Annotated in this window: 14 protein-coding genes and 1 riboswitch; of the genes, 12 read left to right on the top strand and 2 right to left on the bottom strand. The window is 68.9% G+C overall.

The genetic code is table 11. The features are described from left to right. Positions 1-31: 31 nt before the first annotated feature. The 8 genes from ABEA93_RS30465 to ABEA93_RS30430 all read left to right on the top strand — a co-directional run bounded on the left by ABEA93_RS30465 (position 32) and on the right by ABEA93_RS30430 (position 8,840). On the top strand, positions 32-1,618 hold the full coding sequence (locus tag ABEA93_RS30465) for a FadD3 family acyl-CoA ligase (RefSeq protein ID WP_345679068.1): 1,587 nt from the start codon (positions 32-34) through the stop codon (positions 1,616-1,618). Then, positions 1,615-2,895, top strand: coding sequence for a CaiB/BaiF CoA transferase family protein (locus ABEA93_RS30460; protein ID WP_345679067.1), 1,281 nt, complete (start codon positions 1,615-1,617; stop codon positions 2,893-2,895). Before ABEA93_RS30465 ends, ABEA93_RS30460 begins: the two co-directional genes overlap by 4 nt. Continuing rightward, positions 2,892-3,752, top strand: coding sequence for an enoyl-CoA hydratase/isomerase family protein (locus tag ABEA93_RS30455; protein WP_345679066.1), 861 nt, complete (start codon positions 2,892-2,894; stop codon positions 3,750-3,752). Before ABEA93_RS30460 ends, ABEA93_RS30455 begins: the two co-directional genes overlap by 4 nt. Then, positions 3,745-4,890: a thiolase family protein gene (locus ABEA93_RS30450; RefSeq protein WP_345679065.1), complete on the top strand. Its 1,146-nt coding sequence runs from the start codon at positions 3,745-3,747 to the stop codon at positions 4,888-4,890. Before ABEA93_RS30455 ends, ABEA93_RS30450 begins: the two co-directional genes overlap by 8 nt. Positions 4,891-4,902: 12 nt before the next feature. Next, entirely contained in the window at positions 4,903-6,051 is a 1,149-nt protein-coding gene (locus ABEA93_RS30445; protein ID WP_345679064.1) for an acyl-CoA dehydrogenase family protein, read from the top strand. A 9-nt stretch (positions 6,052-6,060) separates the two neighbouring features. Next, a complete protein-coding gene (locus ABEA93_RS30440; protein ID WP_345679063.1) occupies positions 6,061-6,831 on the top strand; it encodes an SDR family NAD(P)-dependent oxidoreductase in 771 nt (256 codons plus the stop codon). A gap of 103 nt (positions 6,832-6,934) precedes the next feature. Then, entirely contained in the window at positions 6,935-7,723 is a 789-nt protein-coding gene (locus tag ABEA93_RS30435) for an enoyl-CoA hydratase/isomerase family protein (protein ID WP_345679062.1), read from the top strand. A 127-nt stretch (positions 7,724-7,850) separates the two neighbouring features. Continuing rightward, positions 7,851-8,840 (top strand): sugar phosphate isomerase/epimerase family protein, encoded by a 990-nt coding sequence (locus ABEA93_RS30430; protein ID WP_345679061.1) that lies wholly within the window; start codon positions 7,851-7,853, stop codon positions 8,838-8,840. A 120-nt stretch (positions 8,841-8,960) separates the two neighbouring features. Here ABEA93_RS30430 and ribB read toward each other — a convergent pair whose 3' ends face one another. Continuing rightward, on the bottom strand, positions 8,961-9,638 hold the full coding sequence (ribB, locus tag ABEA93_RS30425) for a 3,4-dihydroxy-2-butanone-4-phosphate synthase (RefSeq protein ID WP_345679060.1): 678 nt from the start codon (positions 9,636-9,638) through the stop codon (positions 8,961-8,963). A 152-nt stretch (positions 9,639-9,790) separates the two neighbouring features. Beyond that, positions 9,791-9,918: riboswitch (FMN riboswitch) on the bottom strand. Between the two features lie 95 nt (positions 9,919-10,013). Further along, complete coding sequence (locus ABEA93_RS30420; RefSeq protein WP_345679059.1) at positions 10,014-10,964, bottom strand: sugar-binding transcriptional regulator; 951 nt, start codon at positions 10,962-10,964, stop codon at positions 10,014-10,016. Positions 10,965-11,178: 214 nt separating this feature from the next. Between ABEA93_RS30420 and ABEA93_RS30415 the strand changes: the two genes are divergently transcribed. The 4 genes from ABEA93_RS30415 (at position 11,179) to ABEA93_RS30400 (ending at position 16,341) form a co-directional block, all read left to right on the top strand. After that, a complete protein-coding gene (locus ABEA93_RS30415; protein WP_345679058.1) occupies positions 11,179-12,069 on the top strand; it encodes a transketolase in 891 nt (296 codons plus the stop codon). Continuing rightward, positions 12,066-13,031, top strand: coding sequence for a transketolase family protein (locus ABEA93_RS30410; RefSeq protein WP_345679057.1), 966 nt, complete (start codon positions 12,066-12,068; stop codon positions 13,029-13,031). Before ABEA93_RS30415 ends, ABEA93_RS30410 begins: the two co-directional genes overlap by 4 nt. Next, complete coding sequence (locus ABEA93_RS30405; protein ID WP_345679056.1) at positions 13,028-14,509, top strand: FGGY family carbohydrate kinase; 1,482 nt, start codon at positions 13,028-13,030, stop codon at positions 14,507-14,509. Before ABEA93_RS30410 ends, ABEA93_RS30405 begins: the two co-directional genes overlap by 4 nt. A gap of 71 nt (positions 14,510-14,580) precedes the next feature. Next, entirely contained in the window at positions 14,581-16,341 is a 1,761-nt protein-coding gene (locus ABEA93_RS30400) for a DUF5605 domain-containing protein (protein ID WP_345679055.1), read from the top strand. Positions 16,342-16,515: the final 174 nt, after the last annotated feature.

Below are 16,515 nucleotides of genomic sequence, written 5' to 3'. Positions count from 1 at the left end.
GCCCGCGCCGAGCCCCCGAATGGATTCCCCGATGCGATACGACCACGAGTACGCGAGCATCCCCGACGTCGTCCGGGTGGCCGCCGCACGCTTCGGCGACGCTCCCGCCCTCGTCGACGGCAACTCCCGCTGGAGCTTCCGGGAGCTGGAACAGCAGATGCTCCGGAGCGTCAAAGCCGCGCTCGCCCTCGGGATCCAGCCCGGGGACCGGGTCGGCCTGTGCGCACCGAACTCCGCCGAGTGGATCGTCGCGGCACTCGGCATCCAAGGCGCGGGCGGCATCGTCGTGCCGCTCAACACCCGGTTCAAGGCGCAGGAACAGGCGTACATCCTGGACAAGTGCCAGGCGCGCGCCGTCTTCGCGTCGTCATTCCTCGGCAACGACTACATCGCCGAATTGAAGAGGCACGCCCCCGACCTGCGCGCGCTCGGCAAGACCGTGTCCGTGCTCGGGCCGCAGGGCGCCGCCGACCTGTCCTGGCCGGACTTCCTGGCCGGCGGGCACGGAATCGACACCAGCACGGCGCACGACGCCATCGACCAGGCGACACCCGACAGCGTCGCCGACATCATCTTCACGTCCGGAACGACGGGCCATCCCAAGGGCGTCACCCTCACCCACGGCCAATCGCTGCGTGCCTATGGCTGGATGGCCGAGGAGTACACCTTCGGGCCGAAGGACACCTTCCTCGTCGTCCCGCCGTTCTTCCACTGCTTCGGCTACAAGGCCGGGTGGCTTGCGTCCTTCATCCACGGCGTCACCGTCGTCCCGATGCGGGTCTTCGACGCCGGCGAAGCCCTGGACGTCATCGCGCGGGAACGCGTGAGCATCATGCTCGGGCCGCCCACGATCTTCCAGGACCTCGTCGACCATCCCGACCGGCCCAACACGGACGTGTCCTCGCTGCGCGTGTCCATGACCGGCGGCACCACCATTCCCGAGACGCTCATCCACGCCATGAAGACCGAACTCGGCTTCGACATCGTCATGAGCGCCTACGGGCTCACCGAGTCCACCGCGCTGGTGACCACCACTCGACTCGGCGATACGGCAGAGACCGTGGCACGCACCACCGGCCGGCCGATCCCCGGCGTGGAGGTCCGGATCGCCGACGACGACGGGAACGACCTCCCGGCCGGGCAGGCAGGGGAGATCCTCGTGCGCGGCTTCAACGTCACCCGCGGGTACTGGGACGACCCGGAGGCCACTGCCGAGACCGTCGACCCCTTCGGATGGCTGCATACCGGCGACGTCGGACAATTCGACGCGGCGGGCAACCTGGCCATCGTCGACCGCAAGAAGGAAATGTTCATCGTCGGCGGCTTCAACGCCTACCCGGCCGAGATCGAGAGGCTCCTGCTGGAGTATCCGCCGGTCGCGCATGCCGCCGTCGTCGGGGTCCCCGACACGCGGCTCGGCGAGGTGGGCTGCGCCTACATCATTCCGAAGCCCGGCCACGACGTCGTCGAAGCCGACCTCGTCGCCTGGGCCCGCGACCATATGGCCAACTTCAAGGTCCCGCGGTACGTCCGGGTCGTCGAGCAGCTGCCGCGCAATGCCAGCCAGAAGGTGCTCAAGCACGAACTCCGGGCGCGGTTCGCGCCGACGGACCGATGACGGGGCGGCAGGAGCGGCACGGCCGCAGCGGTACCCCCGGGACGTCGGCGGGCAAGGGGACCGGGCCGCTGGCCGGCGTGACCGTCGTGACGCTGGAACAAGCGGTGTCGGCACCGATGTGCACCCGCACACTCGGCGACTTCGGCGCGCGCATCGTCAAGGTCGAGAACCCGGACGGCGGCGACTTCGCCCGCTCCTACGACGACGTCGTGGACGGGCAGGCGGCGCACTTCGTCTGGCTCAACCGGGGCAAGGAGTCGGTGGCGATCGATCTCAAAGATCCCGCCGGCATGGCGGTCCTCCATCGCCTGCTGGCCCGGGCCGACGTCCTGGTGTCCAATCTCGCCCCCGGCGCGACCGCGAAGCTCGGCATCGCACCTGATGACCTGGCCGCACGCCACCCGGACCTGATCGCCGTCGAGATCGACGGCTATGGGCCCGGCGGGCCGCTCTCGCACAAGCGCGCCTACGACCTGTTGGTGCAGGCGGAATCGGGAGCCTGCGCCATCACCGGGCGCCCCGGCGAGCCTGCCAAACCCGGCCCGCCGATGGCGGACGTGTGCACAGGGCTGTACGCGGCCCTCTCGATCATGGCCATGCTGGTGGGCAACGGCCGCGGCGACCGCACCGAGTCGACCGGCGGCGCGGTCTCGGTGAGCATGTTCGACACGATGGCGGAACTGATGGGCTACGCCCTCACGTACACCCGGCACTCCGGCATCGACCAACAGCCGTTGGGCATGAGCTCGCCCGCGGTGGCCCCGTATGGCGCCTACCGCACCGCCGATGCCCACACTGTCGTGCTCGGCACCACGAACGACCGTGAGTGGCAGCGCCTCGCCCGTGACCTCATCGACCGCCCCGACCTGGCCGAGGACCCGCGGTTCGAGACGAACCCGGGACGCGTGCGGCACCGTCCCCTGCTGGACGAGGCGATCGGCGCCTGGTGTGCGCGCCACGAACTCGCAGGCATACAGGAGGCCGCGGATGCGGCCGGGATCGGGAACTCCCGCTACAACACGCCGTCCGACGTCGTCGCGCATCCGCACCTGAAGGCGCGCGACCGCTGGCGGGACATCGAGATCCCGGGCTCGACCGTCCCCGCGCTGCTGCCGCCTCCCGTCATCCGGGGATTCGAGCAACCGATGGGAGCCGTTCCCGCACTCGGCCAGGACACCGGCGCCGTTCTCGCCGAACTCGGTCTCGACGCCGACGAGATCGCCGCACTGCGGGCCAAGGGAACCGTGGGCCTTGCGGGAGGGGAAGACCGCACATGACCGACGACTCCGTACTCCTCTGCGACGACCAGGACGGTATCCGGACCCTCACCCTCAACCGTCCGCACCGGCGCAATGCGATCAACGGTGAACTGTGGGCCGCGCTTCGGGAGGCTCTCGCGGAGGCGGCCCGCGACCGGCGGGTGCGCGCGCTGGTGCTCACCGGAGCACCGGGCGCGTTCTGCTCGGGGGCCGACGTGGTCGACGCGGACATCTCGCGGCCGGCGGACGGAACACATCCGCTGCACGGGCTCCGCGCGTTGTCGGATGTCGCCCTGGCCCTCCACGAACTCCCGGTGCCGACGGTGGCCAAGGTGAACGGCGCGGCGATGGGCGCGGGCTGGAACCTCGCGCTCGGCTGCGACTTGGTGGTCGCCACACCCGAGTCGACGTTCTCGCAGGTATTCGCCCGCCGCGGACTGTCCGTCGACTGCGGCGGCTCGTGGCTGCTGCCCAGGCTCGTCGGCCTGCAGCAAGCCAAACGGCTCGCCCTCCTCGCCGAAACCATCGACGCGGACGAAGCGTGGGACCTGAACTTGGTGACCTGGGTGGTGTCGGCGGATGAGATCGACGCTTTCGTGGCGGACCTCGCCGGACGTCTCGCGGACGGGCCGCCGATCGCGCTCGCGCAGACCAAGGCGCTCCTCCACGAATCCGTCGACCGCACGATGCGCGACGCCCTCGCCGCGGAATCCCGCGCCCAGACCGTCAATTTCGCCACGGCGGACACCCAGGAGGCATACGCGGCCTTCACCGAGAAGCGCCGGCCGCGATTCACCGGCCGCTGGGCCGTGCCGGGTGGACCACGGCCGAGCCGGACCGTCCCGTCGGAGTTGGAGAGACACAAACATGCGTGAAGCAGTGATCGTCGAGGCCGTCCGTACGCCCGTCGGCAAACGCAACGGGGGACTGGCCGGGGTGCACGCCGCGGATCTCTCCGCCGTGGTCCTCAACGCGCTCGTCGAGCGCACCGCTATCGACCCCGCGATCGTCGACGACGTGGTGTGGGGCTGTGTGGGACAGGTCGGCGACCAATCCGCCAACATCGGCCGGTACGCCGTCCTGGCCGCGGGCTGGCCCGAGACCGTTCCCGGCAGCACGGTGAACCGTGCCTGCGGGTCGAGCCAGCAGGCCTTGGACTTCGCCGTCTTCGCGGTGATGTCCGGACAGCAGGACGTCGTGGTGGCAGGCGGCGTCGAAGTGATGAGCCGCGTCCCCCTGGGGGCGGCACGCGCCGGCGGCGTCCCCTTCGGGCCGAAGGCACTCGCCCGCTACGACGGCTTCTCCTTCAACCAGGGGATTTCGGCCGAGTTGATCGCCACCAAGTGGGGACTCACCCGGACCCGGTTGGACGAGTACGCCGCGCGGTCGCACGAACGGGCCGCGGCCGCGCAGGACGGCGGTGCGTTCGCCGCGCAGATCGTGCCGGTCGCGACCGGAGAGACCCTGGTCTCCGCGGACGAGGGCATTCGCCGCGGGACGAGCGTCGAGTCCCTGGCGGGACTGAAGCCGTCGTTCCAGGACGACGGCGTCATCCACGCGGGCAACTCCTCGCAGATCTCCGACGGTGCGGCCGCGCTGCTGGTCACGACGCCGGAGAAGGCGCACTCCCTCGGACTCGCGCCGATCGTGCGGTTCCACTCGGGCGCGGTCACCGGATCCGACCCTGTGCTCATGCTTACCGGGCCGATCCCGGCGACCGAGAAGGTCCTGCGGCGAGCCGGCGTGGCACTGGCCGACGTCGGCGTCTTCGAGGTGAACGAAGCCTTCGCGTCGGTCCCGATGGCCTGGCTGGCCGAGACGGGTGCCGACCCCACGCTGGTCAATCCGCTCGGGGGTGCCATCGCGCTCGGCCACCCGCTGGGCGCATCCGGCGCCGTGCTCATGACCCGCATGATCCACCACATGCGGGACCGCGGCATCCGCTATGGCCTGCAGACCATGTGCGAGGGCGGCGGCACCGCCAACGCCACCCTCGTCGAACTCGTGTCCTGACGGAGGATCGCCGTGCGCAGAACGCTCTTCACCGAGGACCACGAAGCCTTCCGCGGACTTGTCCGCGACTTCGTGGCCAAGGAGATCGCCCCCTACTACTCCGACTGGGAACACGCCGGGCGCACCCCGCGCTCGGTCTTCGAAATGCTGGGCGCCATCGGTGTGTTCGGGATCGCCATCCCGGAGGAATACGGGGGAGCGGGGCAACGCGACTACCGCTACAACGTGGTCCTCCAGGAAGAGGCCGCCCGTGCCCTGGTCACGATGAGCACGGTGCGCACCCAACTGGACGTCATCCACCCGTACTTCCTCGAGTACGCCGACTCGGAGCAACGGGCGCGCTGGTTCCCCGGCCTGGCCGCGGGCACCCTGCTCACCGCTATCGCGATGACCGAGCCGGGCACCGGATCGGACCTCGCGGGCATCCGCACGACCGCGGTGCGGGACGGCGACCATTACGTTCTCAACGGTGCGAAGACCTTCATCACCGGCGGACTGCTGGCGGATCTGGTGATCGTGGTGGCCCGCACTTCGAAGGACCCGGACAACCGCCGCGCCGGACTCACCTTGCTCGTGGTCGAGGACGGCATGCCCGGGTTCACCCGCGGCCGTGTGCTGGACAAGATGGGCAACAAGGTCCAGGACACGGTCGAGCTGGCATTCGACGATGTCCGGGTTCCGGTGGCGAACCGTCTCGGTCAGGAAGGCGCAGCCTTCGGATACCTCGGCCACAACCTGTCGCAGGAGCGGCTGACGGTGGCGGTGGGCTCGGTGGCGCAGGCGCGGGCCGCCCTGGACGCGACCATCGCCTACGTGAAGGAACGGAAGGCCTTCGGCACGCCGGTGGCGTCCTTCCAGAACACGAAGTTCGAACTGGCCGCGGTCGCCGCCGAGATCGAGGCCGCGCAGACCATGCTCGACCGCGCCGTCGTCGAACTGGTCGACGGCGAACTGTCGAGCGCCGACGCTGCCAAGACGAAACTGTTCTGCACCGAGGTGCAGGCCCGCGCGGTCGACCGCTGCCTTCAGCTCTTCGGCGGATACGGCTACATGATGGAGTACCCGATCGCCCGCCTATTCACCGACGCCCGGGTCGCCCGCATCTACGGCGGAACGAGCGAGGTCATGAAGGTCATCATCGCGAAGTCCTTGGGACTGTAAGGAACATCGATGCAGGACTTCTCCGGGAAGACAGGCGCCGCACTCGTCGCAGGCGGCACGGGAGGCATAGGTGCGGCAGTCGTCCGCCTTCTCTCGCGGCGTGGCAGCGATGTCGCCTTCACCTACCGCGCCAACACGGAAGCGGCCGAATCCCTGGTCGGCGAGATCCGCGAACTGGGCCGCAAAGCCTCGTCCTACAGCTTGGACCTGGGCGATGCTCAGGCAACCGCCGACACCGTGGCGGAGATCGCCGCGGCATTTGGCGGCATCCACACCGTGGTCTATGCCGCGGGCCCGCATGTGCCGATGATCCACCTGAGCCGCGTCGAACCGAAGCGCTACCGCGAGCAGTTGAATGCGGATGCGGCTGCCTTCTTCAATCTCGCCCACGCCGTGCTCCCCGAACTGCGGCGGGCGCACGGCAGCATCGTGGCCGTCACCACGGCGGCCACCCGTCGCTTCCCGGTCCGCGACGGGCTGTCCGCGGGCGTCAAAGGCGCGGTGGAAGCGGTCGCGCGGGCTCTGGCCGCGGAGGAAGGGCGCTTCGGCGTCCGGGTGAACTGCGTCGGCCCCGGAATGCTGACCGACGGCATCGGCGGCCGCCTGATCCAGACCGGTGAACTCGACGAGGCCGCGCTCGCGGTGACGGTGCGCAACATCCCGCTGCGCCGCTTCGGTGATGCGGTCGACGTGGCCGAGGCGGTCGCCTTCCTGGCCTCGGACCGCGCGGGGTTCGTCACGGGGCAGTGTCTGGACGTGGACGGCGGCTACACGGTCTGAACGGGATTCGCTCCCGCAACGGTTGGCATGTATTCCTCTTGAATGGCGAGAACGATACTCTCGCATTCGCAGAGTGACGTCATCGACCGGTACGGGAGCGTGCATGGACATCGACCGCAACCACCTCGCCACGCTCGAATACACGCAGCGGGACGGGGTGGCGTGGGTCACCCTGAATCGTCCGGAGCGGCACAACGCGATCAACCTGACGATGATCGAGGAACTGCACGAGCTGTGGCTCGCGCTGCGCCACGACGACGAGGTTCGCGTCATCGTGGTCACCGGCGCCGGCGACCGTGCCTTCTGCACGGGCCTCGATCGCGGCGTGGAGATCGCGCAGCCGACCTCCCCGTACATGCCCGAGGACCCGATGCCGAAGATCGGGCCGAAGTACTCGGACCTGTGGAAGCCCGTCATCGTCGCCGTCAACGGCATGGCGTGCGGCGCCGCCTTCTACCTCCTGGGCGAATGCGAGTTCGTCATCGCCGCCGACCACGCGACGTTCTTCGACCCGCACACGACCTACGGCATGGTCTCCGGCTTCGAGTCCATGCACCTGCTCCAGCGCATGCCGCTCGGCGAAGTCGCCCGGCTGACACTCCTCGGAAGCTCCGAACGCATCGGGGCCGAGAGGGCGTACGAGATCGGCATGGTCTCCCAGGTCGTCCCGGCCGCCGAACTCCGGCAGACCGCGCAGTGGGCTGCCGAGGTGATAGCCCAGCAGCCTCCGCACGCGGTCGAAGGCACGGTTCGGGCGGTCTGGGCGGCCCGTGACATGACGCGCGCGCAGGCCCTGTCGGTGGCGCCGCACCTCACCGCGCTCGGCAGCCTGCCTTGGGCCGAGCAGAACCGCCGGTTCGCGGCGCGGGGTACCGAATACCGCACGCGTTGAGCGTTCGGCGGTCGCTTCGTCCAGTCAGGACCCGTGCCCACCGCCGGCCGACCCCACATGACATGGACAGTGCATAATCGGCGTGCATGTTCATGCAGTCATGAATATATAGTCACATGGAGTGGTCATGTCGCAGTTCTCCTTCGGAGCCGGTATCTGGGCCTTCGGTCAGATCGTCGACCGGTACGCCGCCGACGGATATGGCCCGGCCCGCAGTACCGCCGAGATGCTGGAGCTGGCAGCGAGTGTCGACGGATTGGACTACCTCGACATCAACCACCCGTTCGTCGAGGACTCCACCACGGCGAAGTCCGTGGCGGTGCAGTTGAACGACCTCGGGCTCAAAGCCCGTGCCGTCACTCCGCACATCTATACGCGGCAGTTCGCGCGTGGAGCCTTTACGAATCCCGACCCTGCGGTGCGTGAGGCCGCGAAGGAGCGGGTGCGCGCGGCGGTGGAGGTCGCGAGGGTACTGGACGCCGGCTATGTGAAGTTCTGGCCCGGCCAGGACGGATTCGACATGCCGGGGCAGGTGGACCATGCACAGATGTGGGATCTGACGGTGGACACGGTGCGCGAACTCGCCGCCGAACATCCGGACGTGCAGTTCGCCATCGAGTACAAGCCCAAGGAACCGCGCGTGCAGATCACGCTGGGCAACGCGGCGAAGACGCTGCTGGCGATCGCGGCCTCCGGGGTGGACAACGTCGGGATCGTTCTCGACTTCGGCCATTCGCTGATGGCCGGCGAGAGCCCCGCGGAAGCGCTGCATTTGGTGCACCGACACGGCAAATTGGTGTCCGCAGAGCTGAACGACAACTGGCGCGCCTGGGACGACGATCTTCCGGTCGCGTCGGTGCACCTGTTCGAAACCCTGGAGTTCCTGCTCGCCCTGCGCGAGATCGGCTGGGAACAGCCGGTGTTGCTGGACCAGTTCCCCTTCCGCGAGGACCCGGTCGCGGCGCTGTCCCACAGCATCCGGACGATCCGGTGGCTGGACGCCGTCGTGGACGGGGCCGACCTCGCCGCGGTGCGCGATGCGCGCCGCGCACAGGATGCCCTTGCGGTGCAGCACATTTGGTGGGCAGCTGTTGCCGAGGCCGGCTCGTACGCCTAGCGGCATGCCGTGGCGCGTCGGGCTGACGCCTGGGTGATGTCGGAGCGGGCGGGGTGCCCCCTGAGGGTCTCCCCGCCCGACCGCCCGACCGCTCGATGCGGTGCGGATGCCGCAGCGGCGTCAGCCGAGCGGGTCCACTCGACGGCTGCTTGCGGTGTCACCGATGCGCTGCCGGTAGGCCACCAGGTCGGCGATGCTCACCAGCCGCAGACCAAACCTGTCCGCGAACGCACGCAGTTCGGGCAAGCGCATCATGGTGCCGTCGTCGTTGACCAGTTCGCACAGCACGCCGGCGGGTTCACAGCCGGCGAGGCGAGCGAGGTCGATCGTCGCCTCGGTGTGGCCGAGACGGGCGAGAACGCCGCCCGGATCGGCACGCAGGGGGACGACGTGGCCGGGGCGGGACAGGTCGCCCGGGCTGGTTGCGGGGGAACCGAGCAGGCGGATGGTTCGGGCGCGGTCGGCGGCGGAAATTCCGGTGGCCACGCCTTCGCGGGCGTCGACGGCGACAGCGTACGCAGTTCCGCGCCGGTCCTGGTTGGTGTGGTACATCGGCGGAAGTTCGAGCCGGTCACAGGCTTCCGGCAGCAGCGGCACGCAGACGTACCCGGATGTGTAGCGGACCATGAACGCGACCAGTTCGGGGGTCGCGTGTTCCGCGGCGAAGATCAGGTCGCCCTCGTTCTCGCGCGTCTCGTCGTCGACGACGACGACCGCGCGCCCCACGGCGATGCTCGCGATCGCCTCTTCGATCGAATCGAGGGCGATGTCGGGGGCGAGGGTGTCCGGCTGGTTCATGGTGCTTCCTTCCCGCTGGGGCGCTCGGTGGTCCGGGCTCGGCGGGGTGGGAGCGCCGCAAAACGGCACAGCGAGGACGCACGGCGGGCTCGGCACGGGGAGACGCTCCTCTCCCTGCGGACGCCGACTTCGCCGGATGTGCGTCATCGCCTACGCGCGGACTCTCTTCCGGACTCTCACCGTCGGCCCCGGAGTTCCACCGGGTCAGCCGATCGATCGCTCGACCGGGTCGCGGGCTGTCACCGCCGGTTCGGAATTCCACCGAACCCCGCCAACGCGTATGGAAATTTGCTGCTGCGTAGATATTCACACAGTCGACGTCCGTCAGCCACACCGAGTGGCCAAGCTCACGGGTGCCGCTCGGTGCAGTCGGCCTCAGTCCGTCAGGCGGCGGGCCGTGAAGTGGTCGGTGATGAGAACGTTGGCGAGCCCGCCGCGCAAGGCCGCGCGCACCGCCTCGGTCTTGCGCCGCCCGCCGGCCACGGCAACGCTGCGCGGTGCGGCGCGCAGGCGTTCCGGGTCGATGCCGATGACGCGGTCCGCGGTCGCGGAGTCCGCGGGGCGTCCGTCGGCGTCGAAGAAGCGCATGCACACGTCGCCGACCGCGCCTGCGGCACGCAGGTCGTCGAGTTCCTCGGCGGAAAAGACATTGCCGCTGGCGGCGACCACGCGGGACGGCTCGAGCGCGCCGATGCCGATCAACGCAAGGGTGAGTTCGTCGAACAGGTCCGTCGCGGCCGAAACGAAGGGGTCCTCCCGCAGCGCCTTGGCGCTGGCGGCGGATCCCGCGACTCCCGGCGAGGGCAGGTGCACGGCCTCGCCTCCGACGAGGCGGGCCATGCGGTCGGTCAATCGAGTGGCGTGTTCGGCGGCCGCCGGGTCGCCGATGCCGCCGAGAATCTGCACCACGCGTACCTCGGTCAGGTTGGGCAGCGGGTGCATCGCATCCACGGTGGCCAAAAGGGAAGCACTCCACGACGAGATGCCCACGACGTCCCCGGAGCGGAGCGTGGCTTCGAGGTAGTAGGCGGCGGCCGGGCCGAGCCGGTTGATGATGTGCTGTTCGTCGTCCTCGGCGGCGTCGACGACCAGGGCGAGCTTGAGGCCGTAGCGCTGCTGCAGCGCGTCCTCGAGGTCCGGATGCGTGCCCGGCGGAGTCGCCACGGTGATCCGCACGATGCCTTCGGTCTCGGCCTTCTTCAGCAACCGGGAGACCCGGGCCTGCGACAGCCCGAGGCGCGCGGCGATCTGCGGCTGGCGGATGTGCTCGGTGTAGTACATGTGCGCGACCCGCGTCATGATCCGCAGCTCTTCGGCCGACGCCATTGCTCCTCGTGTCCTTTCGGCCATGCCGGACGCCGTGGGGCCCGCGTCGGCTGTGGCGCACAACTGTACTGACGCGCGGCTGTGCGCATCTCCGTGAACACCCCGGGTGCCCTGACCAGGGGCGCCACCAGGTGGTCGAGGCGTCGTTGACGACGCGACGCACCCGAGGTTAGCGTGAGCCTGCATCAACATTCATGAGTGAATAGGTATTCACATGACGCTGAAGGCGGTTCCCGGAAGCAGCGACCGGCTGCGTGAACTCCGGCAGTCCCTGGTGGAAGCCACCCCAGTCGAGCGGAACGCGCGGCTCGCCGCCGCCGCGAACGCGATCCGCCGTCGTGATCTGGAGATGATCCGCCGCGCCGGACTGGGGCATATCGGAGGAGACTTCTCCGCGATCGACATCCTGACGGTGCTCTACCACCTGGTACTCCGGCATGACCCCGAGCGGCCCGACTCGGTGGACCGCGACCGCTTCGTGCTGAGCAAGGGGCACAGTGCGGGAGCGCTCTACGCGACTCTGGCTTCGGTCGGGTACTTTCCGGATGCAGAGCTCGATACCTTCATGGCGCCGCTGTCGCCGCTCAACGGGCACCCGAACCGGCGCAAGGTCCCGGGCGTGGAGACCAACACCGGCCCGCTTGGGCACGGTTTCCCGGTCGCCGTCGGCATGGCGATGGCGGCCAAGCTCGACGGACGCCCGCAGCGCACTTTCGTCCTCACCGGCGACGGGGAACTCCAAGAGGGCAGCAACTGGGAGGCGGCCCTGTCCGCGGCCCAGTACCGCCTGGACAACCTCACGGTTATCGTCGACCGCAACCGTCTCCAGCAAGGCGCGCCCACCGAGGACACCTCGGCGCTGGAGCCCCTCGCGGACAAGTGGACCGCATTCGGCTTCACCACCCGCGAGATCGACGGTCATGATCACGAAGCGCTCTACCGTGAGTTGTCCGCCTCACCACGGGCCTCGGGGCGCCCCACGTGCCTGATCGCGCGGACCTCGAAGGGGCGCGGTGTCTCCTTCATGGCCGACCGCGTCGAGTGGCATCACAAGGTTCCGTCCGCCGACCAGGCGGCACAAGCCCTGGAGGAGCTGTCCCGATGAGCACGACAGAAGCAGCTGCGCCCCTGAGCGCGCTTCACGACTGCCGCAAGGCGTTCGCCGAGACCCTGCACGAACTCGCCACCGCCGACCAGCGCGTGGTGGCCGTGTGCAACGACTCCGTCGGCTCCAGCAACCTCAAAGCCTTCGCCGACGGGCATCCCAGCCGACTCGTCAACGTGGGTATCGCCGAACAGGCGATGGTCGGCATCGGTGCGGGGCTCGCCAACGGCGGCCGCATCCCGTTCGTCTGCGCCGCCTCCCCCTTCCTCACGGGCCGTGCGTTGGAGCAGATCAAAGCGGACGTCGCCTACTCGCAGGCGAACGTCAAGCTGTGCGGTATGAGCCCCGGGCTCGCCTACGGTGAACTCGGCCCCACCCATCACAGCATCGAAGACCTCGCCTGGCTGCGCGCTCTCGCCGATATCACCGTCGTCGTGCCCGCGGACCCGGCCGAGACCCGCGAGGCGGTCCGCTGGGCGTACGAGTACGAGGGTCCGGTGTTCCTGCGGATCGGCCGTACGGCGGTCCCCGACCTCGAGCCGCACGTCACGTTCGCTCCCGGTCGTGCCGCCCAGCTTCGCGCGGGCAGCGACATCACGCTGATCGGCGTGGGCACCACCGTGGCGATCGCCCTCGCCGCCGCCGACCTGCTGGATGAGCAGGGTGTCAGCGCAAGCGTTCTCAACATGTCGACGGTCAGTCCGCTCGACGCCGAGGCGGTGCACGACGCCATCGGGCAAACCCGAGGCATCGTCACCATCGAGGAGCACACCGTTCGCGGGGGTTTGGGAGGCGCGGTCGCCGAAATCGTCGCCACCAGCCGGCCGACGCCCATGCGCATCATCGGTGTGCCGGGAGTCTTTGCGCCGACCGGCAGCACTGGCTTCCTGTTCGAGCACTTCGGACTGACCCCGCAGGCCGTTGCGGCCGCCGCACTGGAGATCGTCGGAACCGGCCCATGACCGCTCCCCACATTCTGGCCATCGATCAGGGCACGAGCGGCACCAAAGCCGTCCTGGTCGATGCCCGGGGCAACGCCGTGGCATCGACGACTCGGAAGCTGACCCAGCACCACCCCGGGCCGGGCCGGGTCGAGCAATCCCCTCACGAAATCTGGTCCAGCGTCATCGAAGCGGTGGGGAAGCTCACCCACGAGCAACCCGATGCTTTCGTCGCCAGTGTCGCACTCAGCACACAACGCGAATCGGTACTCCTGTGGGATCCGGATACGGGAAACCCGTTGAGCCCCTTGGTGAGTTGGCAGGACAGGCGCGGAGTCGCGCGCTGCGCCGACGTGGCTGCGGGTCCCCACGCGACGATGGTCAGGGCCGCAACTGGCCTGCCGATCGACCCCATGTTCTCCGCCACCAAAGCCGAAGCCCTGCTCGACGAGTTCGATGCGGGGCGCGTGTCCGCCCGGGCCGGCGCACTTCGCGTCGGCACGGTCGATGCATGGCTTCTGTGCCGTCTCACCGGTGCGGACCGTACCGAGATGGGCAATGCCTCGCGCACCCTTCTGCTCGACATCTCCACCGGCGATTACCATCCCGTGCTGCTTGACCTCTTCGGGATTCCGCGCAGCGCTTTGGCGGAACCGACCGCATCCACCGGACCGTTCGGCGGGACGATCGGCCTACCAGGGGTGCCGGACGGAACGCCCGTCGCGGCGGTGCTCGGAGACTCGCATGCCTCGCTGTTCGCCCAGTCGGCGGGGCGGACCGGGATCGTCAAGGCGACCTACGGCAGCGGTTCGTCGCTCATGGCACTGGCGCCCGGGACTGACGAGGCCGGGGCCGGGCTGGCCCGCACGATCGCGTGGCAGATGCCGGGCGAGAGGCCCGCAGTCGCGCTGGAAGCCAACATCGCCGCTTCCGGGACGACCGTACGGTGGGCGGCGGACCTTCTCGGGACCGACGAGGCCTCACTCGCGGCATGGGCCGCCGAGATCGACCACACCGACGTCGTCATCGTTCCCGCGTTCGAAGGTCTCGGGGCGCCGTACTGGGACCGCGATGCGCAGGCGTTGATCACCGGATTCGGCTTCGGCACCGGCAAAGCCGATATCGCCAGAGCCGCAATCGAGTCGGTCGCCTACCAAATCACCGACACTCTCGCTCTGTTCGACGACGCGCTGGGAACCTGCCAGGAACTGCGCGCCGACGGAGGGCCGACCGCGAACACCGCGCTGATGCAGTTCCAGGCAGACCTCTGCGCCCGCCCAGTCGCCCGCAGTGCGCGGCCGGAGAACTCCGCCCTCGGCGCAGCCCGCCTTGCCGGGCTTGCCCTCGGCTTGTGGGACACCGAGCACGTGGTCGGACAATCCACGCCCAGCGTCGTTTTCGTCCCAACCCGCGGTGCGCAATGGCGTCGTGAGGCGCTACTCCGCTGGCACGACGCCCTGCGCAGGGCACGTCAGGGGACTGCCGACCCTCATGCGTGAGGGTCTTGGCCGGCGTGATCCGGTACGCACACAAACAACCAAGCACCACCCACACCGGCAGGAGTCAGCCTGTGAAGTTCGGTCCCTCGTCCCGCCTCGGTGACGCTCTTGAACACCCCGACGCCCGGCGGGTCGTCGAAGAACGGTTCCCGGGGCTCGCCGACCACCCGGCGGTGGCTTTGATCCGTGACAAGTCCGTCGAGTTTCTGGTGTACCACCAGGCCGGAGACTCCCCGGACGAAGCAGCGATCCAGGAGTTCTGGGCTGCGCTCGGCGCCGTCGAGATGGCGGTCAGGCACCGCGGAATCGGTGTCGTGTCGGTCCCGATCCCCGACTACGAGAGCGACGACGTCCCGCTCGGATCCGCCACTGCTGCTCATCCCGCCTCTGCGCCGCTCTGGTCGACCGTCGAGATACGCATCGCCGGCCCCTCCCACGGCAATCCCTTCACCGATGTCGAACTGACCGCCGACTTCACCCTCGGCGGTCCCGACGGCGGGAAGGCCGTTTCGGCCGGCGGGTTCTACGACGGGGACGGAAGCTGGGTCGTCAGATTCCTCCCGGAGGCCGTCGGGCCATGGACGTTCACCACGTCCTCGAACGCCCGCAGCCTCGACGCGGTCACGGGGACGTTCGACGTGACCGATGCCGCCGAAGGCGAGTCCGGGCCGGTCCGTGTCGACGGGTTCCACTTCGCGCACGCCGACGGGACCCGTCATCTGCCGTTGGGCACCACCGCCTATGCATGGATCCACCAGCCCGCAGACGTTCGCGCGGCGACGCTGCGCACGCTCGCGAATTCGCCGTTCACCAAGATGCGGATGTGCGTCTTTCCCAAGGCGTACCTGCACAATGCCAACGAACCGGAACTCTACCCGTTCGCCGGGAGCCGGGAGGAAGGATTCGATTTCACCCGCTTCAACCCCGCGTTCTTTCGGCACTTGGAGGACGCCGTCATCGATCTGGGCCGACTGGGGATCCAGGCCGACGTCATCCTGTTCCACCCCTACGACGACTGGGGCTTCGTTCAGATGGGGGCCGGCGCGGACGACCGCTACACAAGCTACGTGGTCAGGCGTCTTTCGGCCTTTGCGAACGTGTGGTGGTCCATGGCGAACGAATACGACCTCATCCTGTCCAAGACCGAGGCCGACTGGGAGCGGCTGGCTGCGTTGGTCGTGGCCAACGACCCCGTGCGCCATCTTCTTTCCATCCACAACGGCCCCGTTGTGTACGACCAAAGCCGCGCTTGGATCACCCACGCCAGCCTCCAGACCACCAATCCGTACGAGGCGACAGTCCACGTCGACGAGTGGCGTCGGAAATGGGGGAAGCCCGTCGTCGTCGACGAATGCGGTTACGAGGGGAACCTCGAGTACGGCTGGGGCAATCTGTCCGGCGAGGAGCTGGTGCGCCGCTTCTGGGAAGGCGCCGTCCGCGGCGGATACGTCGGCCACGGCGAAACGTACAATCGCACCGACGACCAGATCTGGTGGTCGAAAGGCGGACACCTCGTGGGCGACTCGCCGGCCCGCATCGCTTTCCTCCGCCGTATCGTCGAAGAGGCACCCGGTGGCCTGTTCGAGCCTCGTCCCCCGCACCCCGACGTCGTCCAGGTCGGGGTCGGCGACGAGTACCTCCTGTACTACTTCGGCTTCAACCGGCCCTCGTTCCGCCATGTGAACATGCCGTCCGGGCGCAGCTATCACATCGACGTGATCGACACCTGGAACATGACCGTGGACCGCCTGCCGGGCACGTACGCCGGAACCGTCCGCATCGATTTGCCGGGCCGGGAATTCATCGCGCTGCGGTTGACCGCGGTGGACTGAGCCATCGTCGCCCGCCTGCCGTCGCCCGTGAGGGCATCGCGGGCAGCGGCCCTTCGGGCCTCTGCGGGTCGACAGTGCTGACATCCGAGATAATGCGCATTACTGTGGCTGGTGTCCTGCCTTTGGCAGAGACGCGGACCACCCTGTGGCCGTCGGCCCAGGGACCAGCGGATG

This window comes from Yinghuangia aomiensis, from assembly GCF_039542225.1.
Lineage (GTDB): Bacteria > Actinomycetota > Actinomycetes > Streptomycetales > Streptomycetaceae > Yinghuangia > Yinghuangia aomiensis.
This window is presented reverse-complemented; position numbering and strand designations above follow the sequence as displayed.